Source organism: Aeromonas sp. ASNIH2 (assembly GCF_002934795.1).
Classification (GTDB): Bacteria; Pseudomonadota; Gammaproteobacteria; order Enterobacterales; family Aeromonadaceae; genus Aeromonas; species Aeromonas caviae.
The window spans coordinates 2925001-2948544 of record NZ_CP026406.1 but is presented as its reverse complement, the minus strand read 5'-3'; the positions used below and the strand labels follow the sequence as shown (position 1 = coordinate 2948544).

Annotated in this window: 18 protein-coding genes, 1 tRNA gene, 2 rRNA genes and 1 riboswitch (1 of these 22 only partly in view); of the genes, 4 read left to right on the top strand and 17 right to left on the bottom strand. The window is 62.4% G+C overall.

The window, feature by feature from the left end; genetic code table 11:
• Window positions 1–10: 10 nt before the first annotated feature.
• A complete protein-coding gene (gene bcsG / locus C3F36_RS14050; RefSeq protein WP_412674209.1) occupies window positions 11–1606 on the bottom strand; it encodes a cellulose biosynthesis protein BcsG in 1596 nt (531 codons plus the stop codon).
• A 443-nt stretch (window positions 1607–2049) separates the two neighbouring features.
• On the opposite strand from bcsG, the gene C3F36_RS14045 reads away from it, so the two are divergent.
• Window positions 2050–3246: an amino acid aminotransferase gene (locus C3F36_RS14045; RefSeq protein WP_104455262.1), complete on the top strand. Its 1197-nt coding sequence runs from the start codon at window positions 2050–2052 to the stop codon at window positions 3244–3246.
• Between the two features lie 55 nt (window positions 3247–3301).
• On the top strand, window positions 3302–4237 hold the full coding sequence (locus C3F36_RS14040) for a LysR family transcriptional regulator (RefSeq protein ID WP_104455261.1): 936 nt from the start codon (window positions 3302–3304) through the stop codon (window positions 4235–4237).
• A gap of 16 nt (window positions 4238–4253) precedes the next feature.
• Here C3F36_RS14040 and C3F36_RS14035 read toward each other — a convergent pair whose 3' ends face one another.
• The 7 genes from C3F36_RS14035 to C3F36_RS14005 form a co-directional block, all read right to left on the bottom strand.
• Complete coding sequence (locus C3F36_RS14035; protein WP_039039461.1) at window positions 4254–4577, bottom strand: DUF1820 family protein; 324 nt, start codon at window positions 4575–4577, stop codon at window positions 4254–4256.
• 117 nt (window positions 4578–4694) lie between these two features.
• Window positions 4695–5543 (bottom strand): YjjW family glycine radical enzyme activase, encoded by an 849-nt coding sequence (locus C3F36_RS14030; RefSeq protein WP_104456056.1) that lies wholly within the window; start codon window positions 5541–5543, stop codon window positions 4695–4697.
• 37 nt (window positions 5544–5580) lie between these two features.
• Window positions 5581–7107, bottom strand: a complete 1527-nt coding sequence (locus C3F36_RS14025) for a YjjI family glycine radical enzyme (protein WP_104455260.1) — start codon at window positions 7105–7107, stop codon at window positions 5581–5583.
• A 122-nt stretch (window positions 7108–7229) separates the two neighbouring features.
• Entirely contained in the window at window positions 7230–7565 is a 336-nt protein-coding gene (locus C3F36_RS14020) for an AzlD domain-containing protein (protein ID WP_049635961.1), read from the bottom strand.
• Window positions 7566–7567: 2 nt separating this feature from the next.
• Window positions 7568–8281, bottom strand: coding sequence for an AzlC family ABC transporter permease (locus tag C3F36_RS14015; RefSeq protein WP_043156141.1), 714 nt, complete (start codon window positions 8279–8281; stop codon window positions 7568–7570).
• A 121-nt stretch (window positions 8282–8402) separates the two neighbouring features.
• A complete protein-coding gene (locus C3F36_RS14010) occupies window positions 8403–8879 on the bottom strand; it encodes a L,D-transpeptidase family protein (protein ID WP_029313677.1) in 477 nt (158 codons plus the stop codon).
• Window positions 8880–9277: 398 nt separating this feature from the next.
• Window positions 9278–11128: a M3 family metallopeptidase gene (locus C3F36_RS14005; RefSeq protein ID WP_104455259.1), complete on the bottom strand. Its 1851-nt coding sequence runs from the start codon at window positions 11126–11128 to the stop codon at window positions 9278–9280.
• Between the two features lie 295 nt (window positions 11129–11423).
• On the opposite strand from C3F36_RS14005, the gene C3F36_RS14000 reads away from it, so the two are divergent.
• Complete coding sequence (locus tag C3F36_RS14000) at window positions 11424–13103, top strand: methyl-accepting chemotaxis protein (RefSeq protein WP_069652429.1); 1680 nt, start codon at window positions 11424–11426, stop codon at window positions 13101–13103.
• A gap of 229 nt (window positions 13104–13332) precedes the next feature.
• Window positions 13333–13418, top strand: a riboswitch (cyclic di-GMP riboswitch).
• Between the two features lie 60 nt (window positions 13419–13478).
• Entirely contained in the window at window positions 13479–14900 is a 1422-nt protein-coding gene (gene gbpA / locus C3F36_RS13995; RefSeq protein ID WP_104455258.1) for an N-acetylglucosamine-binding protein GbpA, read from the top strand.
• 111 nt (window positions 14901–15011) lie between these two features.
• Here gbpA and cbl read toward each other — a convergent pair whose 3' ends face one another.
• The 9 genes from cbl to C3F36_RS13950 all read right to left on the bottom strand — a co-directional run.
• Window positions 15012–15959: an HTH-type transcriptional regulator Cbl gene (gene cbl / locus C3F36_RS13990; RefSeq protein WP_104455257.1), complete on the bottom strand. Its 948-nt coding sequence runs from the start codon at window positions 15957–15959 to the stop codon at window positions 15012–15014.
• A 116-nt stretch (window positions 15960–16075) separates the two neighbouring features.
• Complete coding sequence (locus tag C3F36_RS13985) at window positions 16076–17143, bottom strand: sulfate/molybdate ABC transporter ATP-binding protein (protein WP_010672827.1); 1068 nt, start codon at window positions 17141–17143, stop codon at window positions 16076–16078.
• Window positions 17144–17174: 31 nt separating this feature from the next.
• The gene (gene cysW / locus C3F36_RS13980; protein ID WP_010672826.1) at window positions 17175–18068 is read right to left on the bottom strand and encodes a sulfate ABC transporter permease subunit CysW; all 894 of its coding nucleotides are present in this window, start codon (window positions 18066–18068) and stop codon (window positions 17175–17177) included.
• Window positions 18065–18904: a sulfate ABC transporter permease subunit CysT gene (gene cysT, locus C3F36_RS13975; protein WP_039039454.1), complete on the bottom strand. Its 840-nt coding sequence runs from the start codon at window positions 18902–18904 to the stop codon at window positions 18065–18067. The genes cysW and cysT overlap by 4 nt, the downstream gene beginning before the upstream one ends.
• A 268-nt stretch (window positions 18905–19172) precedes the next feature.
• The gene (locus tag C3F36_RS13970; RefSeq protein WP_104455256.1) at window positions 19173–19748 is read right to left on the bottom strand and encodes an RBBP9/YdeN family alpha/beta hydrolase; all 576 of its coding nucleotides are present in this window, start codon (window positions 19746–19748) and stop codon (window positions 19173–19175) included.
• A 39-nt stretch (window positions 19749–19787) separates the two neighbouring features.
• Entirely contained in the window at window positions 19788–20789 is a 1002-nt protein-coding gene (locus C3F36_RS13965) for a sulfate ABC transporter substrate-binding protein (protein ID WP_104455255.1), read from the bottom strand.
• A 405-nt stretch (window positions 20790–21194) separates the two neighbouring features.
• Window positions 21195–21271: transfer RNA gene (locus tag C3F36_RS13960), tRNA-Asp, on the bottom strand.
• Between the two features lie 96 nt (window positions 21272–21367).
• Window positions 21368–21482 (bottom strand): 5S ribosomal RNA (gene rrf, locus C3F36_RS13955).
• Window positions 21483–21603: 121 nt separating this feature from the next.
• Window positions 21604–23544: ribosomal RNA gene (locus tag C3F36_RS13950) — 23S ribosomal RNA — on the bottom strand; it runs 948 nt beyond the window's last position.

Genomic DNA, 23544 nt, shown 5'->3' with positions numbered 1-23544 from the left:
ACTTCCGGTCTCATTGGGGATAGGGGACCCAGTCCCCCTGCCCCAGCTTGATGTGGTACTTGCCCTGATATTCGATCACCACCGAGCCCTGGTTCTCGGACACCGACGGGGTCTGCGGCAGATCGCCCAGCAGGGCATCCCAATCAATGGTCTCGCTCCCGAACACATCCCTCCCCACCAGCCTGGAGACCAGTTCTGATACCGCCAGGAAGCTGCTGGGGGTGTCCACGTTGCGGGTCGCCTCGTGGGGCGCCTTGGTACCGAGCAGGGCAACCCCCACCGGCACCAGGGTGATGCTCGGGCTGGGAATGTCCCGCAGCCCGGCCATCTGCATCTTGTCGCCGGTGAGAGCGGCGCCGTGCTCAGGCACCATCACCACGGCCACCTTGCGGCCGGATTGCTCCAGCGTCGTCATGAAGTCGTCCAGCTGATCCAGCAGGGTCTTGAGCCTCGCCTTGTAGGGCGCTATCTGGCGGCTCGCCACATAGCGGTTGCCATCGTGCAGGGCGATGAGGTTGAAGAAGGTGACGTTGCGTGCCGCCTGACTCTGTGTCCGCTCGTTCAGCCAGCGGCCGAACAGGGCATCCCCGCGATAGATGGGCTCGCCATCGAAGGAGGCGAGATCATGGGCCAGTCCCTTCTTGTCCATGGGGGTCACATCCAGCCCGGCATACTGCTGCAGGCCGGTCAGGTAATTGCCAAAATCCCCCGAGTGATCCATGGCCACCTGTTTGGCAAAGCCGAGCTGGGCAAGGTTCTCGAACAGCAGACACTGCTTCGGCGCCGTCACATAGAGCCCCTGGTGGCTGGTCTGCCCGCAACTGGCCCGCAGCAGGCGAATGGAGCTCGGGCCGCTGTAGGAGGTGGCGGAGTTGAAGCGGTTGAAGCGAATGTCGAAGTGGGACCAGACCGGATGCCCGCTCAGGCCGCTCGCCTCCACGTCATGCCAGGCCAGGGAGCAGACATTGATGATGAGCACATCGAAGGGGGTCGCCTGGGCTGGCAGGCTCTCCGGGAAGTGCACCAGTCTCTCCTGCTCCTCCCGATAGAAGTCATCGAGATAGGCGTTGAGGTTCTCGTTGGTCGGCGGGGCACTCTGGTCAAGCTGCTCCTCCATGGGCAGCACTGAAGAGCGGGTCTCCTCCCGGGACGTGTTCAGGGCATGCTCGCTCGCCCCCTTGCTGCTCGCGAAGGGATTGCTCACCTGGGGCGAGACCCAGAGCCAGAGCAGCGCCAGCAGGATCCAGGGGGTGAAGCGCAGCCACTGGGCGATGAACAGATAGAGTGTCAGCAGCACGAACCCCGCGCCGACCATCTCCCAATTGATGAAACGCCCGAGCAACTCCGCCCAGTAATCCAGGGTGAAGGAGAAGACCTGGCTGCCCTGGGCACGAATGCTCTCTATCCCCGGCAACCAGGTATCGTGATAGAAGATCCCCGCCCCCACCGGCAACGCCAGCCAGTGCCGCGCACGGCGCCACCCGGCCCTTTGCAGGGGAAAGATCAGGAAGGCGGCAAACACCAGGTTGATCAGGGGGTGGAAGTTGAGATATCCCCCCCAGAGCAGGGCGAACTTGGCAAGAAAATAGACATTCCAGCCACCCAGGCCGTGCCAGTCCAGCCAGGGAGAATCGGCATCAGAAACGTGTCAGGTCATCCGCGATGAGTCACCTGTTATCGTGGGCCCCCCGAAGGGGCCGGGCACACTGCAATGGTTGTCAAAAGAATAGCCTGACTATTATGCAACTATTAATTTGTCTCAGGTGGCGCTGAACCTGACTCCCCCGGATGGGTGTAAGGGGAATGAGAGGGGCCGTATGTATCCATATATTGTCCAAACGATCCCGATAAGGCAGCCTTCTCTGACAAAATGGGGGGAACGTGCAGACGGGATGCAGGATCCTGGCAAGGGCCCCGCGCTTACCACTGCGACAGACTTTGTCAGCCCTGTCGCCATCTCGAACAACTTGAGGCCACCTCTGGATTGCGCCATCATATCGGCCCGGCTGATGGCCGGCCGAATTGGACAGTCAACTTCAAGGACCCCCCATGTTTGAACACGTCGATGCCTATGCTGGCGACCCCATACTGACGCTAGTCGAGACCTTCCACAAAGATACCCGCGAGCAGAAGGTGAACCTGGGGATTGGCCTCTATTACGACGAGCAGGGCCGCATTCCGCTGCTGCCGTCAGTGCAGCAGGCCGAAGCGCAGCGCGCCGCCGCCCCGGCCCCACGCCCCTACCAGCCGATGGAAGGCGCCGCCAACTACCGTACCGCGGTGCAGCACCTGCTGTTCGGTGCCGACCACGAAGCGGTCAAGGCGGGTCGCATCGCCACCATCCAGACCATCGGCGGCTCCGGCGCGCTGAAGATCGGCGCCGATCTGCTCAAGCGCTACTTCCCGACCTCCGAGGTGTGGGTCAGCAATCCCACCTGGGACAACCACAAGGCGATGTTCGAGGGGGCCGGCATCAAGGTGCACGACTACCCCTATTACGATGCGGCCACCGGCGGCGTGCAGTTCGACGCCATGATCGACTGCCTGAGCAGCCTGCCTGCGAAAAGCATCGTGCTGCTGCACCCCTGCTGCCACAACCCGACCGGGGTGGATCTCTCCCGTGCCCAGTGGGACCAGGTGATCGCCCTGGTGGTCGAGAAGAACCTGATCCCCTTCATGGACATCGCCTATCAGGGCTTCGGTGACGGGCTGGAAGAGGATGCCTACACCATTCGTGCCATGGTGGCCGCCGGCGTCAGCTTCTTCGTCAGCAACTCCTTCTCCAAGAACCTCTCCTTCTACGGCGAGCGCTGCGGCGGCCTGTCGGTCATCTGCCAGGATGCCGAAGAGGCGAGCCGGGTGCTGGGCCAGATGAAGGCCACCGTGCGCCGCAACTACTCCAGCCCCCCCACCCACGGCGGCCAGATCACCGCGGCGGTGATGAGCCTGCCCGAACTGCACGCCATGTGGGTCGGTGAGGTGACCGAGATGCGCACCCGCATCAAGGCCATGCGCCAGAAGCTGTTCGAGGTGCTGAGTGCCAAGGTGCCGGGCCGCGACTTCAGCTACTTCATCAACCAGCGCGGCATGTTCAGCTACACCGGCTTCACGCCGGAGCAGGTGGACCGTCTTCGGGAAGAGTTCGCCGTCTACCTGGTGCGCTCCGGTCGCATGTGCGTGGCGGGCCTCAACAGCCGCAACGTCGACTACGTGGCCGACGCCATGGCCGCCGTGCTCAAGGGCTAAGCCCGCAAGCCCCGCTCAGGCGGGGCTTTTCATTTGTCCCCTTGCCCGTGGAACCGTGACGGATCTCATTGCCCTCTCCCGCCTCGGCGGTCGCCACCTGGTGACCCTGCATCTGCTGCTCGACACCCGCAGTGTCACCCGCAGCGCCGAGCGCCTCTGCACCACCCCCTCCACCGTCAGCAAGACCCTCAACCAGTTGCGCGAACTGCTGGGGGATCAACTGCTCTACCGCCAGGGCAACCAGTTGCTGCTGACCCCGTTTGCCGAACGCCTCGGCCCGACGCTGCGCCGCCTGCTGGGGGAGCTCAACGGCCTCACCAGCCAGGAAGGATTTGCTCCTGCCAACTGGCAGGGGGAGCTGAATCTGGCGATGCGGGAGAGCAGCATGATCTGGCCCATGGGGGCCGTACTGGGTCAGTTGATGCAGGAGGTGCCGGGGCTGATGCCCGTCGTGCGTAACAAGGACGAGCAGGGACTGGCTGCTCTGGCGGCGGGCAAGCTCGACTTCGTGATCCTGCCCCACGATCAGAGCCAGCCCGGGGTCAATCAGCCCGGCCTCGTCTGGGAAACCTTGCGGGAGGACGAGCTGGTCTGCCTGATGCGCGCGGATCATCCGGCGTTGACGCGCCCCTGGGATCTCGATGCCTACCTGAGCTGGCGCCACATCGCCATTCGCGATCAGGAGCTGGCCGATCCCTTCTTCGAGCAGAGTCTGGCCCAGCGCCAGGTACGGCGCAGACTGGGGGCCACCCTGCCGGATTTTGGCAGCGCCGCCGCCCTGCTGCGCCAGAGCGATCTCATTCTCACGGCCGTGAAGGGCTGGGCTACCCGGGCTTGTACCCAGGGGCTGGTGAGCCGCCCCGTTCCCTTCGATTACGGCGCCGTGACCCACAGCCTGGTGTGGTATGGCCCCCTGGGGGAAGATCCCGCCCTGCGCTGGTTCCGTCAGCGCATCCTGCAACTGGCCCGGGAGCTGGACGCCCCAAAATGATGCCTGGCCGCAGGACTCAGGGCTTCTTGGTATAGATGGGGCCTGGGAAAGAGGTGACGTTGTTGCCCAGTTCGGTGATGCGGGCGGCCCCCTGCTTGCGCACCTGATCGACCCGCAGCACGTGGTGCATGGGAATAAGGGTGCGGGTGACGTCGGCAAATTCGCTCTTCAGCTTCTCGTGGCTGGGGTCGACGATGAGCGCCGTGTGGGTGTCCCACACGAAGTGGGCGATCTCGATGAAGCCAAACAGCTGGCCCTGATTCACCTCTCTTACATAGACTTCGTAACGCTCGCTGTGACAAATGAACTGCACTCGATAAAGGGCGTTGGATTCACTCATGGGTATCTGTTGGTGATGGACGGTTTGCCCATTCTAGCCGTCCCCTCGGACAGCCCCTATAGACAGAGTTCACAGTTGCGTCATATCGGGTCTCAGCATCCCGACGTGCCGCAGAGCTCAGATCGCAGGCAGCATCACCGACCCAAATCCCTTGGCCTTCAATGCGTTGGCAAGCACTGTCAGGTCAGCCGACCCGGCTTCTGGCCATGACAGCGCCTCCCCTCGCACCCCGTGGTGGCGAAAGCCGTTGAGGCGGATGGGCACGGGCCCCAGCGACAGCAAGAAGGCCGTCAACGCCTCCTCCAGCGCGCCGGTGGCATCGAGAAAATCGCTCCGCCCCGGCACCAGCAGCAGCCGCACCTCCGCCAACTTGCCCGCCTGCGCCAGCAGTTGCAGCGATGCCAGCACCCGCTCGCGGCCCCGCCCGGTCAGGGCCAGATGCACAGGCTCGCGCCACCCCTTGAGGTCTATCATGGCGCCGTCCAGCACCGGCAACAGCCGCTGCCAACCCGTTTCACCCAGGGATCCGTTGCTGTCGAGCAGGCAGGTGAGACGGGCCAGATCCGGCGCAGCCTTGATGGCCGTGAACAGGGCGATCACGAACGGCAACTGGGTGGTCGCCTCCCCGCCGGAGACGGTGACGCCGGTGAGCAGCGGGCCATAGCGGCGCAGCAGGGCCAGCACCTCGGCCACCGACATCTGGCGCGTCTTGGGGCTGGCGTGGCGAGGGCAGACATTGAGGCAACGGTCGCAGTGGGTACAAAGCTCGGCTTGCCAGCTCACCCGCCCCTCCTGCATCGCCAGGGCTCCGCCCGGGCAACCGGGCACGCAGTCACCGCAGTGATCGCACAACCCCATGGTGTGGGGGTTGTGGCAGCCGGGGCAGCGGAAGTTGCAGCCCTGCAAAAACAGCACCAGCCGGTTGCCGGGGCCGTCCACGCAGGAGAAGGGCAGCCAGCGGCTCACCGTCGCCCTGAGCTCGGCCCCCTTCTGCCTGCCGTTCTCAGTGCTCATTCAAGAGGGTCTCGATAGCCACCACCCGCGGTGCCCGCTGGCGGATCCCGGTCAGCTCGCTCGCCTTGGCGCCGAGGCAGGTGGTCTGCAGCCGCGAGCCTTCTGCCGCGAAGCGGGCCACATCGCGCTTGCGGATCATGTAGCCGGTCACCCGCACCAGATCGCTGTCCGCCACGTTGGCACTGAATTCGCGCATGCCAAGGGCGAAGGCCCCCTTGCAGAGTTGCAGCAGCGCCTGCGGGTTCTGGCGTATGGTGGGATCCAGGGTCAGGATCTCGCTGATCCCGGAGTGATAAAAGCCGTGGTGGGGCGCCAGGGCCAGCAGGTGACTGGCGGGATCCGGCTCCTCGCCATAGGGGATCCGTACCCCCGGGGTCACGCCCCTGTCCACGCTGAGTCCCCCCTGGGCGTGGAGCAGGGCACGGCCGCCCCAGGCATGGGTCTGGCCCCTCCTGGCCACCCACTCGGAGAGGCGGGCCGAGATGCGATAGCCAAGCTGGTTGGCCTCATCGTCATGGCCATAGCGCCACGGCAAGCCTCCCTTTTCCATCAGCAGGTTCACCGCCTCCGCCATGCCAAAGATGCCGAACATGGGGACGAAGCGCGCCTCCTCGATCAGCCCCTCCTCCACCAGGAAGCTGTCGAAGAAACCCGACTCCCGGTGCAGGAAGGCGGCGCGCACCTCGATGAGTCGCGAGGCCTGCTCGCAGTAGTGAGGCAGTGTGCGCGCCATGAAATCCTCAACCCCTGCGCTCTGCCCGGCCACGCCCTTGAGGGAAAGGCGCACCAGGGTATTGGCACCGCCCCCCAGGGGCAGGGCATTGTAGCAACTGACGATGCCAAAGCCGCGTTCGTCGAAGGTGTCCCTGTGCAGCGGATAGTTGACGATGTGGGGCTTGCTGCAGGCCGAGATGTTCTCGACCCCTTGCAGCAACAGGTTGTCCGGGGTCTGCACCGGGTCGTGGAACAGACTGAGATTCGGCGCCACCTGCTGGAGTTCCCTGTCGATGCGCAGGATCAGCCGGCAGATCCGGTTGTCGTCGGGGCCGATGTTGACGTGCATGAAGGCATCCGGCAGCACCCGATCCAGATAGATCCAGAAGGCCTTCAGCTTGCGATGGAGCGTTTCATCATCCAGCTCACCGACGAAGGGCAGCAGCAGGTGATCGAGGCGCCCCAGCCAGACCGGCATGCCGGTGACGGAGGGCACGTGATGGTAGAGGATGCGCAGGGCATCGAGGGCCTCGTCGAAGTCCAGGGGTGGCGCCAGCTCCAGCCAGGCCGAGCCCTGTCGCAAAAACCGCTCGTAATCCGGCAGCACGTAGCGCGGTTTGTGGGGAGCGTGTCCCTCGAACATGTCGCACAGCACCCCTTGTGCCATGGCATCCTGCACGGCGGCAGGCAACTCGGGGTAAGGCAACGCGTTTTCGGCGGCGAGCGCCAGGGCCCGACCCTTCTGGGCCGGTGAGAGCAGAGGGTCGCGCACGATGCGCTGGCAGGTTTCGGTGAAGGACATGGTTCACTCCGTGGCGGGTGGAACCAAAATCTTCACACTTGGGAGGTCTTTTTTGAAGTGACATTCCCAACAGGGCGGATATCCCATCAAGACATCCGCCATGCCGGATCACGGCACATCCTTCACCAGGGCCAGAACAGGGCCACGCCCCCCAGCCAACGCAGCAGGAAGAAGCCCCCCATGCCGACGACCACCACCACCAGGGTAGGCAGGCGCAGCAGGGTCAACACCGTCACCAGCAGGGTGGCGGCCAGGTAGTCCGGATCCCAGTCCAGCCCGCGGCCGGGCTCATAGCTGAAGACGATGGGCAGCCAGATGGCGGTCAGCACCGACTGGGCCGAGAAGCTGAGGAAAGCCCCCATTTCGGCCCCCGGCTGATAGCGGGTCAACCGCGAGAAGAAGGCAAAACGGTTGAAGAAAGTGATCAGGGCCAGCAGCCCTATCATCAGCCAGCCCATGATCACCTCCTCATCCGGTGCAGCACATAGCCCACCACCATGCCGGCCAGGGCCGAGACGATGATGTGGATCTCCGCCAGCAGCGGCTTGGTGACGAGCGCCGTCCCGCCGCTCACCAGGGTGGCCGCCACCATGGGCAGGTTCTTCATGGCGGGGAGCGTCATGGCGATAAAGGTGGCGGCGATGGCAAAGTCGAGCCCCATCTTGTCCAGCCCGTCAATGTACTGGCCGGCGGCGATGCCGAGCAGGGTCGCCATGTTCCAGAACAGATAGAAGACAAAGCCCGCGATGAGCGCATAGGCGGGATTGAAGGCGCCGCTGCGCTCCCTGTCTTTCAGCGCCACCGCAAACATCTCGTCGGTCAGGAAGAAGGCGAGACTGGCCCGCCAGCGCAGGGAGAGCGGCAGCACGTCGCGCCGGAAGGTGAAGCCATAGAGCAGATGCTGGGAGGTGATCACCATGGTGGAGCCCATGATGGGCAGCAGCGGCGTCCCCGCCCCGAACAAGGTGGTGGCCGAGAGCTGGGCCGCCCCCGCATAGACCAGCAGCGACATCAGCTGTGCCTGGAGCGGGCTCATACCCGCCTGAAGCGCCAGGGCGCCACACAGTATTCCCCAGGGGATGACGGAAATGGAGAGCGGGAGCATATCCAAGGTGGCACGCCACCAGAGCGCCCCCGTGCGCTCGGGCACAGGGGGGCGGGTTTCCGACATCATGGGATCATCCTTGTCACAGCCAATGCGAACCGGAAAAACTAGCACGGCGCAGGAGGCAGTGTCACGTCATGGTCTGCGACAAATGCAACGCCCGCATGAGAGCGGGCGTTGGCAGGCGGGATCAGGGCTCGATGATGATGGGGGTGCCGGGCTCGATGGCGTTCCAGATCTCGTCCATCTCGTGGTTCAGCACCGCGATGCAGCCATTGGTCCAGTTGGACGGCTGCACCCTGCGATCCCCCAGGCTGTTGCGCTGGCCGTGGATCATGATCATGCCGCCCGGGTTCACACCCAGCTCGTTGGCGCGCTTGATGTCGTCCAGATTCGGGTAGTTGATGTGAATGGCCTTGTAGAAACCGGAGTTGCTCTTCTTGTAGTCCAGGGTATAGCGACCTTCCGGGGTACGCTGATCCCCTTCACGCTGCTTGTGTCCCTTGGGAGCCGGGCCCAGGGCAATCCAGTAGCGCTTCACTTCCTTGCCATCCTTCATCAGGGTCAGGCTGTAACTCGACTTCTTCACCACCACCATATCGGCGGACAGAGTGGCAAAACTCAACGCGGGCCACAGCCCCAGCAAACACAGCAATACGGCTCTCACTATCCATCCCTCTGCGAGCCTTCTGGGCTCTCTTGTTAGCAAATCATCTGAATGCCGCCACCCTCTGGTGGCGAGCGAGCGCCATGATATGGGATCGCCGTGAATACTCAATATATCGGGAGAAACATATCTGTGGCCAGCAGGGGGAAATGGCCGTCAGCCCGCCATGCAGACACCCTGCCAAGGGCAGGGCGTCGCCTATTGCCCGCAACTGGGCGCCTCAGCGCTGATCGTCAAGGCCAGGAAGATGGCGCAGGAAGAAAAACCAGCGGGCAGCGCCGTCAAGGACACTTGAGCCTGTCCACCAGCCAATCCAAGGCTGGCGCCATGGGGTCAGGCCATCTCAACCCACAAAAAAGAGCCCCTGATGGGGCTCTTTTGATAGTGCGACACTGGGCTCAGGCCAGGGTCACTGGTTCGGCGGTCTCGAGGCGCCGGATCCAGGCCTCGAAGTCTGTCAGCATGCGCGCCTCGGACTCGCTGTTGTCGGCGATGAGCTCGGCCCCGTGTACCACCCGGATATGGGCGTCGAGGGGCGTCCCCTCCCCTGCCGGTGGGCGCTGCCGCGCCGCCGCCATGCACGTCTGTGCCTGTTGCCACGCCTCGGCGGCACTCCGGTTGCACGCCTCTGCCAGCGGCACCGCGCTGAAACCCTCGCCGGTGAGGCTCTGCAGTGTCTCGTCATGGGTCATGCCGTTGCCCGGTCCCCAGTAGTGGGCGGCCAGATCCGGTCCGATGCGCGGGTTGTCGGTGAGGTAGCCGTCGCGTTTCAGGAAGTAGGCGCGGGTCTGCTCCACCGCCATCAGCGCCAGCAGATAGCCGTGATAGGCGCAGGCCGACTCCTGGTTCAGAAGGTGCGGGATGGCCAGCAGCGGGCGCGGGCTCTCCACCCCCAGGATCTTGCGCTCCCACTTGCGGGCCAGTGCCAGCACGGCGGCCGGGGTACGCTCGCTCTCTGCCATGGCGTAGAGATCCCGCTCGAAGTAGGCCACCAGCGCGATCTGGCGCTCGTTGAAGGCGCGAAATGGCTGGCGCGCTTCAATCATTGCCTGGATAAGCGCATCGGGGATGGGTTCTCCCGCCGCGTTTCTGGCATAGCGCTTGAGCCAGTCCGCATCGTCCAGCAGGCTGTCGCAGAACATGGACTGGGTCTCGGCATAGGCCATGGAGGTGGGCGGAAACTCCTGGGAGAAGCAGGGGGCGTTGCCGGTGACGTTGGCAAAGTGCGCCGCGTGGCCGCCCTCGTGGAACAGGGTGTTGAGCCCGCTCCAGCCGCTGCCCACCTGGGCCGGATTGGCCAGGCTGGTGAAGTTGACCACCGCTGGCACCCACTCCCCTTCCTGCCAGAAGCTCGGCACCGGGCCGTGACAGAAGCCGTTCTCGTATTTTCCCTCCCGGGTCAGCAGATCCAGGGTGAGGGTGGCACCACGATACTGGATGCCGAGGCGGCGGAAGCTCTCGACCCAATCCTTCAGCGCCCGGGAGAAGGGCACGTAAGGGTCGAGCTGGCGGGTCACGTCACCACTCACGCTGTAGCGCAGGTTGTGGGGCAGCAGGGCTGCTTCCCCCTTGGCCGCTTTCAGCTCCGCCAGACTCTGGTGCAAGCGGGCATCGGTACGGGCGATGAAGTCGTCAAGAATGGCAAACAGCTGCGCCGGGCTCATCTGCTCGTTCTTGTGCACCTTGTAATCGAAGTAGTCGCGATAGCCCATGGCACGGGCGAAGCGGTTGCGCAGCGCGACGATGGCCAGATAGCCGTTGTCGACCACCCACTGCTCCAGGGTGTGGAACATGGCGAGCGCGCTCTGGCGCACCGCCTCGTCGCGACTTGCGGCCAGCGCCGTGCTGGCGGCGGGCAGACTGCCGGGCACCTGGCGGCCCTGCTCGTCCAGCAAGGTCAGCTTCAACCCCTTGCGACGGGCGAAGAGATCCGCCTCGGCGGCCACCAGCTCGTCCATCAGGGCGGAGGCACCGGGATCTTCGATGACGTTGCACTCGAAGAAGGCGATCCAGCCCCCCAGGCCGCGCCTGAGATCCGCCTCTTCGGCCTGGGCATGCATCTCCCGCAGCACGGTCAGGCGGGCAGGATCGGCACAGAACGCCTTGTAGGCCTGTTCGGCCGCGGTGAAGCCTGCCTGATCGTCGCTGGTGCCCATGTAGGTGGACCAGAACAGGTCCTCCTTGCGTCTGTGCACCTGCAGGTAATCGGCATTGAGCTGGTTGAGATAATTCCTGGCAATGGAACTCATAACTTCCCTCTTGTTATGGGGCAACCACGGGGGCGCCCACTCCTTTTTGGTGAAATGCCAACCCATTCACACTTCTTGCAAATGGAGCAGACAAATTGTGCGCCGGGATGCGCGCCATCACGCTATCAAAAGCGAGGGTTTCTGTCTGCTGGCTATACTGGTTGTCAAACTGCTCAATTGGCTGTTTTCCACCGCAACCCATTGAAAGTTAACGATATGTTAAAAATAATAACAATCAGGTCCGGCCGGCAGTTCGGCCACAATCAGACCCGCATGGGAAAGTAAGGATAAGACTATGTTCAAGCTCGGTGATATTGCCGTGAGTCGCAAGCTGATGCTGCTGCTCTCACTGGCCCTGGTCGGCTTCATCGCACTGCTGCTCATCTCGGCCAGTGCCCTGCACCGCAATCTGATGAGTGAACGGGAAGCCAGGCTGCAGGCGGTGCTGGATCTGGCCATGAGCCGGATCCAGGCCCTGGCCGCCACCCTCCCCCCGGAGCAGGCCAAGGCACAGGCCAAGGCCATGCTCGACAGCATGCGCTTTGACGGGGACAACTACCTGTTCGTGTTGGATGAAGATCGTCGGGTGGTGGTGCATCCCGCCAAACCCGAGCTGGTCGGCCAGCAGATGGGCAACAACCCTGCCGAGTCCCACTGGCAGCACATGGTGGATCTCGGCAAGGGCGGCCACCAGGGCAGGCTGGAGTATCAGTGGGTCTCCCCGTCCGGCGAGGCGGCCCAGAAGATGTCGCTGGTGACGGGCTACCAGCCCTGGGGCTGGATCCTGGGCTCCGGTGTGTTGTTGCAGGACATTGAGGCCACCATGTGGTCGCAATATGAGTGGATGGGTGGCGCCACCTTGCTGGTGATCCTGTTGATGGGGCTGCTGGGACTCGCCATCAGCCGCTCCATCGTCAATCCCCTGGCCGAGATCAACAAGGCCATGGCCCGGGTCGCGGCCGGCGATCTGGTGGTCAGCATCCCGGTGCTGGGCAGGGATGAGCTCGGCGCCGTCGCCAGCTCCACCAACCAGGGGCTGGATGCCATCCGCCGCGCCCTGCTGGAGGCGAGCCAGGGGGCCCGCAACGTGGCGGATGCCGCCCTGCGCATCGCCGCCTCCGCCGAACAGACCAACCAGGCGGTCAACAGTCAGCGGGATCAGCTCGCCCAGCTCGCCACCGCCATGAACGAGATGAGCGCCACCATCGCCGACGTGGCGGGTCACGCCGAAAACACGGCCCGTGACACCCAGGATGCCACCAGCGAGGCCGGGCTCGGCAACCAGGATGTCCATGCCAGCGTGCACGGCATCCAGGCGCTGGCCACCGAGGTGGATCAGGCCACCTCGCAGGTCAACCAGCTCAAGGAGGGAGTGATGCAGATAAGCGAGGTGACGGCGGTCATCAGCGCCATCTCGGAGCAGACCAACCTGCTGGCCCTCAACGCCGCCATCGAGGCGGCCCGGGCCGGCGAGCAGGGCCGTGGCTTCGCCGTGGTGGCCGACGAGGTGCGCCAGCTGGCCAGTCGCACCCGCCACTCCACCGAGGAGATCCAGAGTACCATCACCCAGTTGCAGCAACGGGCTGTCACCGCCGCCAACGCCATGGACGCCAGCCGCAAGCTGGCGGAGAGCAGCGTCAACCAGTCCGAGAAGGCGGGGCAGGATCTCTCCCTCATCGTCAATCACATCCAGCACGTGAGCGACATGGCGACCCAGATCGCCACGGCGGCGGAGCAGCAGAGCATGGTGGCGGAAGACATGAACCGCAACGTCAGCGGCATCAACGACTCGGCACTCGAGATGTCCCAGGCGGCCTCCCAGTTGGCCCAGGAGAGCGAACTGCTGGCCGGTCTCTCTCGAAGCCTCGACGAGCGACTGGCGGTGTTCAAGCTGGACAACGCCCAAGCCCAGGGCAGGATGATGCGACCGACCCAGGCGTCCTCTTCCCGAGCAGGCATGCAACCCCGCCACTGAGTGGCCCCATGAGCCCCTGCCAGGCTTGCAGGGGCTCCTTTCCTGTCATGGCCACGGGAGCCTCTCCCGGGCAACCCTCTCGCACTGAACCAGCGCGCAGATCCCGATGGAGTGATCTGCCGCTGATGCGCTGCTCCGATGAGATGGCACTGTCAATTTTTACACTTAATTTTTTAACAAAATATAGTCATGATGAGTGGTCGCCACAGGCGGCACCATGATCCTTTCTGTAGTCATTTGGCAAACTGGTTGAAAGGCCAGGACGCAAAGCCTCCGGTCTAAAGACAAGCTGTCCAGGATAGCGGGGTTGCAGCACCGTGTTTCGGGGAACTCCCCTGCCAACGTGACTGCCCACATCACCGAACAGAGGAATGTATGGCAGCAAATATCCGACTCACCCATCTCGCGGCAGCGCTGGCGCTGCTGGCCAGTGGCGGCGTACTCGCTCACGGCTACATCAGCCAGCCCGAAGGGCGCAACTACCTGTGCAAGACAGGGGGCAACAGCCAGTGTGGCGCCATCCAGTGGGAACCCCAGAGCCTGGAAGCCCCCTCCGGCTTCCCCGATGGCGGCCCCGCCGACGGCCAGATAGCCTCGGCCGGTCACCCCCAATTCGGCGAGCTCAACACCCAGACCCTCGATCGCTGGACCAAGCGTGAAGTGCAGGCCGGCCCCTTCGCCATCAGCTGGACCTTCACCGCCAACCACGTGACCCGCAACTGGCGCTACTACCTCACCAAGCAGGACTGGAACCCGAACCAGCCCCTCACCCGGGATGCGTTCGATCTCAATCCCTTCTGCGTCATCGAGGGCAACATGGTGCAGCCCCCCAAACAGGTGACCCATCAGTGCACCCTGCCCCCGCGTACCGGTTATCAGGTCATTCTCGGGGTGTGGGAGGTAGGAGATACCGCCAACAGCTTCTACAACCTGATCGACGCCCGGTTCAAGGATGGCACCCAGCCACCGCTGACCTGGAGCCAGGGAGGGACTATCTACCCCTCCATCGACCTGGTGGCGGGTGACAAAGCCAGAACCCGGGTGTTCGATGCCAATGGCGAGCGCACCGATCTCCAGACCGAGCTGACCATCGCCAGCTCCGGACAGGGCCAGAAGAACAACTGGGCCCACGCCCTGGCGAGCAAGATCAACGCCGAGCAGAGCCAGATCCGTGCTGGCCAGCAAGGTACGGACGGCCAGTTCAACCCCGTCTACGGCCAGAACCCGGTCTACCTCAAGGCTGGCAGCAACCTGCAACGGGTCGAGATCCAGCTTGAGCAACAGCAGCCCCCGGTTGAGAACGGGATCAGCGTGAGCGGTCTGGCGAGCGACTACACGCTCGACAACGGCAAGCTCACCCTGACTTTCACCGTCACGGCCCAGGGGGATCTCGCCATCACCAACACCCTCTATGACCACGGCGGTGTCGCCAGGGGACAGAGCAGTGCCGACATCAAGGACGGCAGCCAGAGTTTCTCCATGGCACTGACCGGCTTGAGTGCAGGCCACCATCAGCTGGTGATCGAGGGCAAACCCAAGGCCGGTGGTGACGCGGTGCAGCAGACCCTGGACCTCATGTTCAAGGATCCGGCAAGCGGGGGCGATTACCAGTTCACCTTCCCGGACGGCCTCAAGTCCTACACCACCGGAACCCGGGTGCTGCAGCCGAAAAACGGTAAGGTCTATCAGTGCAAACCCTTCCCCTACAGCGGCTGGTGCAGCCAGTGGGCGAGCACGGCCACCCAGTATGAACCGGGCGTAGGCTCCCACTGGCAGGAGGCCTGGACAGCGCAATGATGGGACGTCTCCGATCTGACGGAAACCCGCTCGGCGCTTCCGGTGCCAGATCAGGTCAACATCAAACAAACGGGGAGCCCATGGCTCCCCGTTTTTCATCCACCCCTCGGTTCAGATCTGATAGTCGAGCAGGGGCTCGTTGCTCATGGCGCGGGCCTGGATCTCCGCCAGCGCCAGCTCGGGGTTGCAGAGCTGGATGAACTGCCAGGCAAAGTTGTGCTGGAACTGCCCCTGCTTGAGGCCGATCCAGGCGGTGTGCGGCGCAAACAACCGACTGCCGTCCAGTTGCACCAGCCCCTTGTCCCGCTGGGAATCGAACGCCATGTCCGCCAGTATGCCCACCCCCATCTCCAGCTCGACATAGGTCTTGATGACGTCTGAGTCCTGGGCGGTCAGCAGGATCTGCGGCACTATGCCCGCCTCGGCAAAGGCATCATCCACCCGTGCCCGACCGGTGAGGCCGGCCTGATAGGTGACGATGGGCCAGTGGGCCAGAGCGGCCAGGGTCAGCTCCCGCTCGGCGGTGAGGGGGTGCTGCTCCGGCACGACGATATTGTGGTGCCAGCGGTAGTAGGGAAAGGCCACCACCCCTTCGCTCTTGTCGAGCTGCTCGCTGCTGATGCCGATGTCCACCTCGCCGGTCTGCACCAGCCGCACTATCTCCTCCGGGCTCCCCTGACGCAGCTCCAGCTGTACCAGAGGAAATTGCTCCCGAAACGCCTTCACTACCCTCGGCAGGGCATAACGGGCCTGGGTATGAGTGGTCGCGATGAGCAGCCGGCCCGAGTCGCGATTGGCAAAGGTGCTCGCCAGTTTGCGGATGTTTTCGGCATCCCCCAGGATACGCTCGGCGATCACCAGCAACTCCTTGCCCGGCTCGGTCATGCCGAGCAGACGCTTGCCATAGCGAATGAAGAGGGCGAGCCCCAGCTCCTCCTCCAACTCGCGAATGTGGCGGCTGACCCCGGACTGGGACGTAAAGAGGGCATTGGCCACGTCGGTCAGGTTGTAATCCCGCCGTGCCGCCTCCCGAATGATTCGCAATTGCTGAAAGTTCACCTCATCGCCTCCTGCGCTGAGTGGCGGTGGCTCGTGCCACCGTCCTCTTGTTATGGATTGCCGGGATCATGGCCCGGCAGCAAGCCTGAAAGAGGGCCGCACCTCGCGGCTTGACCTCAGATCTGGTAGTCGGGATAGAGCTGTGCCTGCCTGGCCACCAGACGCACCCCCTGGCCGGGGGCAAAGGCCCGGGCGGCCTCCTTGCTCAGTTCGGCCTCGTAGTGGGCACCTCCCGTCTCCCCATCGCCACGCAGTTCCACCCGGATGCGCGGCCCCATGGGCAGCAGGCGGGTAATGGTGGCGCGAATGCCACCGGGGGCATCCGAGGGCAGGATCTCCAGCTCGTGGGGGCGCACATAGGCGATGGCCGCACTCCCTTCTGCCAGATGGGAGGGGATGGGGCCACCCAGTTGCTGCTCACCGATGCCAAGCCCCTGCCCGGCCACCCTGCCACGAAACAGGTTCACGCTGCCAAGGAAGCTGTGCACGAAGGCACTGGCGGGCTGATCATACACTTCGGCAGGGGTGCCAATCTGCTCTACCTTGCCGGCGTTCATCAGCACCACCCGATCCGCCACCTCCAGGGCCTCTTCCTGATCGTGGGTCACGAACAGACTGGTGACATGCAGCTCGTCGTGAAGCTCACGCAGCCAACGGCGCAGCTCCTTGCGCACCTGGGCATCGAGGGCGCCGAAAGGCTCGTCCAGCAGCAGCACCTTGGGCTGCACCGCCAGGGCCCGGGCCAGGGCGACCCGCTGGCGCTGACCACCGGAGAGCTGGGTCGGGTAGCGTGCCGCGACATGGCTGAGCTGCACCAGATCCAGCAGCTCCTTGACCCGGGTGCGGATGGCCGCCTCGTCCGGGCGTTCGCTGCGCGGCTTGACCCTCAGGCCAAAGGCCACGTTCTCGAACACCGTCATGTGGCGAAACAGGGCGTAGTGCTGGAACACGAAGCCAACGTTGCGCTCGCGCACATGGAGATCCGAGGCATCCTCGCCGCGGATGATGACGCTGCCACTGTCCGCCTGCTCCAGCCCGGCGATGATCCGCAGCAAGGTGGTCTTGCCGCAGCCGGAGGGGCCGAGCAGGGCGACCAGCTCACCGTCGTGAAAATCGAGGTTGATGTCGGCCAGCGCCGCGTACTGATTGAAATGCTTGTTGAGCCCTTGAACCTGAATGCTCATGAATGCCTCTCCTATAACCGTTAATTCGGGATCAATGGGACTGGGTCGGTTGGCCGCGCAGCCTGGCCAGCAGGGTCTCACCCAGCAGGGTGAAGATCCCGAACAGCGCCAGCAGGCTTGCCACCGCGAAGGCGGCACCGGTCTGGTACTCGTTGTAAAGGATCTCGATGTGCAGCGGCAGCGTGTTGGTCTGGCCGCGAATGTGGCCGGAAACCACGGAGACAGCGCCAAACTCCCCCACCGCCCGGGCGGTACAGAGCAGCAGGCCATACATCAGACTCCAGCGGATGCCGGGCAGGGTCACCCGCCAGAACATCTGCAACCCGCTCGCCCCCAGCATGATGGCGGCCTCCTCTTCCTCCGGGCCTCGCGCCTCCATCTGGGGCAGCAGCTCGCGTACCACGAAGGGCACAGTGATGAAGGTGGTCGCCAGGATGATCCCCGGGGTAGCGAAAATGATCTTGATGTCGTGCTCGCTGAGCCACTCGCCGAACCAGCCGCGACTGCCGAACAGCAGCACGAACATCAAGCCCGCGATGACCGGCGAGACCGAGAACGGCAGATCGATGAGGGTGATAAGCAGTTGCCGGCCAGGAAAGCGGAACCGGGCGATGGCCCAGGCGGCGGCCAGCCCGAACAGCAGGTTCAGGGGCACCGAGCAGAGCGTCACTAGGGCGGTCAGCCCCAGGGCGCTCAGGGCATCCGGCTCGCTGATGGCGTGCCAGAAGAAGGCCAGACCCGGGCTCAGCGCCTGGATGAAGACGGTGGCCAGCGGCAACAGCAGCAAGGCGGCAAACCAGCCCAGACCGACGGTGACCAGCAGCCATTTGACCCAGACCGGTTCATGGGTCACCGGGGGATGACGCGCCGGGGTGGCCGGAGCGGACTCCTGGGCCTGATCGAGATGTGCAGTAGAGGCGTTCATATACGGCTTCCTCCGATGCGAGCCCAGCTCCAGGCTTGCAACTTGTTGATGAGCAACAGCAGCACAAAGGAAATGAGCAGCATGACGGACGCAATGGCCGATGCACCGGCGTAGTCATACTCCTCCAGGTGACTCATGATCATCAGGGGGGCAATCTCGGACACCATGGGGAGGTTGCCGGCAATGAAGATGACAGAGCCGTACTCCCCCACGCCGCGAGCAAACGCCAGGGCAAAACCGGTGAGCAGCGCAGGTACCAGGGTCGGCCACAGTACCCGGATGAAGGTCTGCCAGCGGTTGGCACCCAGGCTCGCGGCCGCCTCCTCTTGCTCGCTCTCCGCTTCCCGCAGCACCGGCTGCAGGGTACGCACCACAAAGGGCAGCCCGATAAAGGTCAGGGCAATGACCACCCCTATGGGGTTGTAGGCAAGCTCGATGCCCAGCGGAGCGACCCATTGGCCAATCCAGCCGTTGGGGGCAAAGATGGCGCACAGGGCGATGCCGGAGACGGCAGTCGGCATGGCAAAGGGCAGGTCGATCAGCGCATCCACCAGTCTGCGGCCGGGAAAGGTATAGCGCACCAGTACCCAGGCCAGTATCAGACCGAACAGACTGTTGAGCAGGGCGGCAATGAAGGCGGCGCCAAAGCTCAGGCGAAAGGAGGCGAGCACCCGGGGGGAGCCGATCACCTGCCAGAACTCGGCGGCGCTCAGGTTGTTCACCGCAAACAGCACCAGTGCCGAGAGCGGCAGCAGCACCAGTATGCCCAGATAGAGCAGACTGAAGCCCAGCGTTGGCCCCAAGCCTGGCAGGACGGAATAAGAACTTAATCGCATAACACATCCGTTTGTTATAAATACTTTGGATGTGACGATTTTGCTCACGGCGGCCAGGGACAACAAACACCAATAATGCCTTTGCTAAGCACTTTTTTATCTAACAATGGTGGAACAAGGCTTTTAGAGCGATAAGCATAAAAAAGGTCTTTTATATAAATAAAAGACCTAAATGACGGAGCGGTAAAACCGGGAACATGCAAAGTCAGTCACGCTGGCCAAGTTGCCAGCCTGTCTGGAAATCGTGCCGAGACAATCCGAGGGTCCCTCATCGAAAACTGAGTGCAGCCTGCTTGCCCCACTCGGCAGGAGCAGGCTCCACCACCATTTCGGCACGGCGGTATAGGGTGCCGAGCAAAGCGAGGCCCTGGTGCCACTCCCCATGGCCGGACTGGGCATTGATATGGCCCACCTCCCCCGCATCGAACAAGGGCACCTGCCACTGCCGGCTCCAGAACTCTGCCCGCTCGAAACTCATCCAGGGGTCATTGCGGCTGGCGATCAACTGGGCAGAGACCTTGATGGCCCCCGCCAACACCTCATCCGGGATACCGAAACGGGCAGGATCGGCAGGGGCAACGATGAAGATGGAGGAGACCTTGTCCGGTTGCAGTCTGGCGGCAGCGATGGCCGTCAGAGCGCCGAAGGAGTGAGCGACCAGGTGGACCCGGCTGCGCCGGCTCCTGAGCTTGCTCGCCAGCTTGGCGCTCCAGACCGTGAGATCCGGCTTGTCCCAGGGCAGACCCATCATTCTTTGCCACTGGGGAAATTGCTGGTGCCAGCGGCTCTGCCAGTGATCCGGCCCACTGTTGTGCAGACCGGGAACCAGAAGGATCTTGTTCATCGTGGTACTCCTATCTGTTGTCACAGGGGCCTGCGTCTCTTAGCGGCCCGGCTGGTAAATCTGGTCAAACGATCCGCCCTGGGCGAAGTGCTTCTTCTGTGCCTTGTCCCAATCTCCTTCCAGATCCTTGACAGTAAAGAGCGTCAGGTTGGGGAACTGGGCCGCAGTCTCCTTCAGGATCGCCGGATTGCTCGGACGATAGTGGTATTTGGCGATAATGCGCTGCCCTTCGTCAGAGTAGAGATACTCGAGGTAAGCCTTGGAGACGGCCTCGGTACCATGCTTCTTGGCTACCTTGTCCACCACGGCTACCGGCGGCTCGGCCAGGATGGAGACCGAGGGCACCACCAGTTCGAATTTGTCGCTGGTGCCCGGCTGATTGAGCACCAGCAACGCTTCATTTTCCCAGGCCAGCAACACATCCCCGAGCCCGCGTTCGATGAAGCTGGTGGTGGCGCCACGAGCCCCGGAGTCCAGCACCCTCACATTCTTGAACAGATCGCTGACAAACTGTTTGGCGCCCTCTTCAGTGCCGCTTTTCTTCAGGGCATAGCCCCAGGCAGCCAGATAATTCCAGCGCGCACCGCCGGAGGTCTTGGGGTTGGGGGTGATGATGGCGACATCCTTGCGCACCAGGTCGCCCCAATCCTTGATCTGCTTGGGATTCCCCTTGCGCACCAGGAAGACGATGGTGGAGGTATAGGGAGAGGCATTGTTGGCCAAACGCCCTTCCCAGTCGCTGGCGGTGAGACCTGCCTTGACCACCGCATCGACGTCATAGGCCAGCGCCAGGGAGACCACGTCAGCCTCCAGTCCGTCCACCACGGCACGAGCCTGTTTGCCTGAGCCACCGTGTGACTGGCTCACCACCACATCGTCGCCGGTTTTGGCCTTCCACTCCTTGGCAAAGGCACTGTTGTACTCCTGGAACAGCTCCCGCGTCGGGTCATAGGAGACATTCAGCAGCCGCACCTCGGCGGCCTGGACCTGACCGAGAGCCAGCAGGGAGAGAACGGTGAGAGCGGTCATTCGCAGTTTCATGGTGATACTCCATATCGTTGGGTTGAGTACAGCATGCCCGCTTATGCATATTCCATGAAGAAAGAAAAAGCGCTTTGCTTATCTCTTATCCGCATATGAGCTCCCGATGGTCCTCTGGCACTCTCGGCCAGAGCGTATTCGCGTGCTTGCGATGCTCATCTCCAGACTCGACAAAGCCCGGTCGATTGGCCGGGTTGGGAAAAGATGGGGGAACGAAGGCAAACCAGAGCGAAGGGTAAGCCCTGGGTAAAGGGACAATGCCAGACACGCAAGCACCACAGGGGGGAAGAGGCGGGTTGTCAGTAACAGGCGGCAGACCCGTCGGTTGCCTCTTGTTCCCTGAGCTCTTATCCAGACGCCAGAAAGCAAAAAGGCCTTCCCGATAGGGAAGGCCTTTCAATTTAGTGGCGGAGCGGACGGGACTCGAACCCGCGACCCCCGGCGTGACAGGCCGGTATTCTAACCGACTGAACTACCGCTCCGCATTCGGTTAGCTTTCGCTAAATCATTTGCCGCTTCTATGAGGTGTCATCCTCGCAGCCAGCCATGTGATTCTTCACATCACCGTTTAATTGGGTGCCTGGCAGTGTCCTACTCTCGCATGGCGAATGCCACACTACCATCGGCGCTACAGCGTTTCACTTCTGAGTTCGGCATGGGGTCAGGTGGTTCCACTGCGCTATTGCCGCCAGGCAAAATCTTAATCCAGAAAGCTGACGTGAATAACGACTTTGCTAGTTGCTTGTCATTATCACTGAATTTGTAAGTAGTTCACTCATTCGCTACAAGGCCAGAAACACTTCTTGGGTGTTGTATGGTTAAGCCTCACGGGTAATTAGTATGGGTTAGCTCAACGTATCGCTACGCTTACACACCCCACCTATCAACGTTGTGGTCTCCAACGGCCCTTTAGGACCCTCAAGGGGTCAGGGATGACTCATCTCAGGGCTCGCTTCCCGCTTAGATGCTTTCAGCGGTTATCGATTCCGAACTTAGCTACCGGGCAGTGCCACTGGCGTGACAACCCGAACACCAGAGGTTCGTTCACTCCGGTCCTCTCGTACTAGGAGCAACTCCCTTCAATCATCCAACGCCCACGGCAGATAGGGACCGAACTGTCTCACGACGTTCTGAACCCAGCTCGCGTACCACTTTAAATGGCGAACAGCCATACCCTTGGGACCGACTTCAGCCCCAGGATGTGATGAGCCGACATCGAGGTGCCAAACACCGCCGTCGATATGAACTCTTGGGCGGTATCAGCCTGTTATCCCCGGAGTACCTTTTATCCGTTGAGCGATGGCCCTTCCATTCAGAACCACCGGATCACTATGACCTACTTTCGTACCTGCTCGACCTGTCCGTCTCGCAGTTAAGCTGGCTTATGCCATTGCACTAACCTCCTGATGTCCGACCAGGATTAGCCAACCTTCGTGCTCCTCCGTTACTCTTTGGGAGGAGACCGCCCCAGTCAAACTACCCACCAGGCACTGTCCGCGAGCCCGATTCAGGGCCCTGCGTTAGAACATCAAACATACAAGGGTGGTATTTCAAGGACGGCTCCAGCGCAACTGGCGTCACGCCTTCAAAGCCTCCCACCTATCCTACACATGTAGGTTCAATGTTCAGTGCCAAGCTGTAGTAAAGGTTCACGGGGTCTTTCCGTCTAGCCGCGGGTACACCGCATCTTCACGGCGAATTCGATTTCACTGAGTCTCGGGTGGAGACAGCATGGCCATGGTTACACCATTCGTGCAGGTCGGAACTTACCCGACAAGGAATTTCGCTACCTTAGGACCGTTATAGTTACGGCCGCCGTTTACCGGGGCTTCGATCAAGAGCTTCGCTTGCGCTAACCCCATCAATTAACCTTCCGGCACCGGGCAGGTGTCACACCCTATACGTCCACTTTCGTGTTTGCAGAGTGCTGTGTTTTTGATAAACAGTCCCAGCCATCTGGTCACTGCGACTCCCGACAGCTCCATCCGCAAGGGACTTCACCATCAAGAGCGAACCTTCTCCCGAAGTTACGGTTCTATTTTGCCTAGTTCCTTCACCCGAGTTCTCTCAAGCGCCTTGGTATTCTCTACCCGACCACCTGTGTCGGTTTGGGGTACGATGACTTGTAATCTGAAGCTTAGAGGCTTTTCCTGGAAGCAGGGCATCAATGGCTTCCGCACCGTGGTGCGTTCGTCTCGTGTCTCAGTGTTGTGTCTCCGGATTTGCCTAGAAACACCACCTACGCACTTTCACCAGGACAACCGTCGCCTGGCCCACCTAGCCTTCTCCGTCCCCCCATCGCAATTACAAGTCGTGCAGGAATATTAACCTGCTTCCCATCGATTACGCCTTTCGGCCTCACCTTAGGGGTCGACTCACCCTGCCCCGATTAACGTTGGACAGGAACCCTTGGTCTTCCGGCGAGGAGGCTTTTCACCCCCTTTATCGTTACTTACGTCAGCATTCGCACTTCTGATATCTCCAGCATACCTCTCGATACACCTTCGCAGACTTACAGAACGCTCCCCTACCACTCACGCTTAGCGTGAATCCGCGGCTTCGGTGCCTGGTTTGAGCCCCGTTACATCTTCCGCGCAGGCCGACTCGACTAGTGAGCTATTACGCTTTCTTTAAATGATGGCTGCTTCTAAGCCAACATCCTAGCTGTCTGAGCCTTCCCACATCGTTTCCCACTTAACCAGAACTTTGGGACCTTAGCCGGCGGTCTGGGTTGTTTCCCTCTTCACGACGGACG

What these genes read in the sequence shown, in the direction of transcription:
- C3F36_RS14025 (WP_104455260.1), bottom strand. Translation starts at nt 7,107, where the DNA reads ATGTCCTTCACCGAAACCTGCCAGCGCATCGTGCGCGACCCTCTGCTC.
- C3F36_RS13985 (WP_010672827.1), bottom strand. Translation starts at nt 17,143, where the DNA reads ATGAGCATTCAGGTTCAAGGGCTCAACAAGCATTTCAATCAGTACGCG.
- C3F36_RS14000 (WP_069652429.1), top strand. Translation starts at nt 11,424, where the DNA reads ATGTTCAAGCTCGGTGATATTGCCGTGAGTCGCAAGCTGATGCTGCTG.
- C3F36_RS14035 (WP_039039461.1), bottom strand. Translation starts at nt 4,577, where the DNA reads ATGAGTGAATCCAACGCCCTTTATCGAGTGCAGTTCATTTGTCACAGC.
- C3F36_RS14015 (WP_043156141.1), bottom strand. Translation starts at nt 8,281, where the DNA reads ATGATGTCGGAAACCCGCCCCCCTGTGCCCGAGCGCACGGGGGCGCTC.
- C3F36_RS14045 (WP_104455262.1), top strand. Translation starts at nt 2,050, where the DNA reads ATGTTTGAACACGTCGATGCCTATGCTGGCGACCCCATACTGACGCTA.
- C3F36_RS13965 (WP_104455255.1), bottom strand. Translation starts at nt 20,789, where the DNA reads ATGAAACTGCGAATGACCGCTCTCACCGTTCTCTCCCTGCTGGCTCTC.
- cysW (WP_010672826.1), bottom strand. Translation starts at nt 18,068, where the DNA reads ATGAACGCCTCTACTGCACATCTCGATCAGGCCCAGGAGTCCGCTCCG.
- gbpA (WP_104455258.1), top strand. Translation starts at nt 13,479, where the DNA reads ATGGCAGCAAATATCCGACTCACCCATCTCGCGGCAGCGCTGGCGCTG.
- cysT (WP_039039454.1), bottom strand. Translation starts at nt 18,904, where the DNA reads ATGCGATTAAGTTCTTATTCCGTCCTGCCAGGCTTGGGGCCAACGCTG.
- C3F36_RS14005 (WP_104455259.1), bottom strand. Translation starts at nt 11,128, where the DNA reads ATGAGTTCCATTGCCAGGAATTATCTCAACCAGCTCAATGCCGATTAC.
- C3F36_RS14020 (WP_049635961.1), bottom strand. Translation starts at nt 7,565, where the DNA reads ATGGGCTGGCTGATGATAGGGCTGCTGGCCCTGATCACTTTCTTCAAC.
- C3F36_RS13970 (WP_104455256.1), bottom strand. Translation starts at nt 19,748, where the DNA reads ATGAACAAGATCCTTCTGGTTCCCGGTCTGCACAACAGTGGGCCGGAT.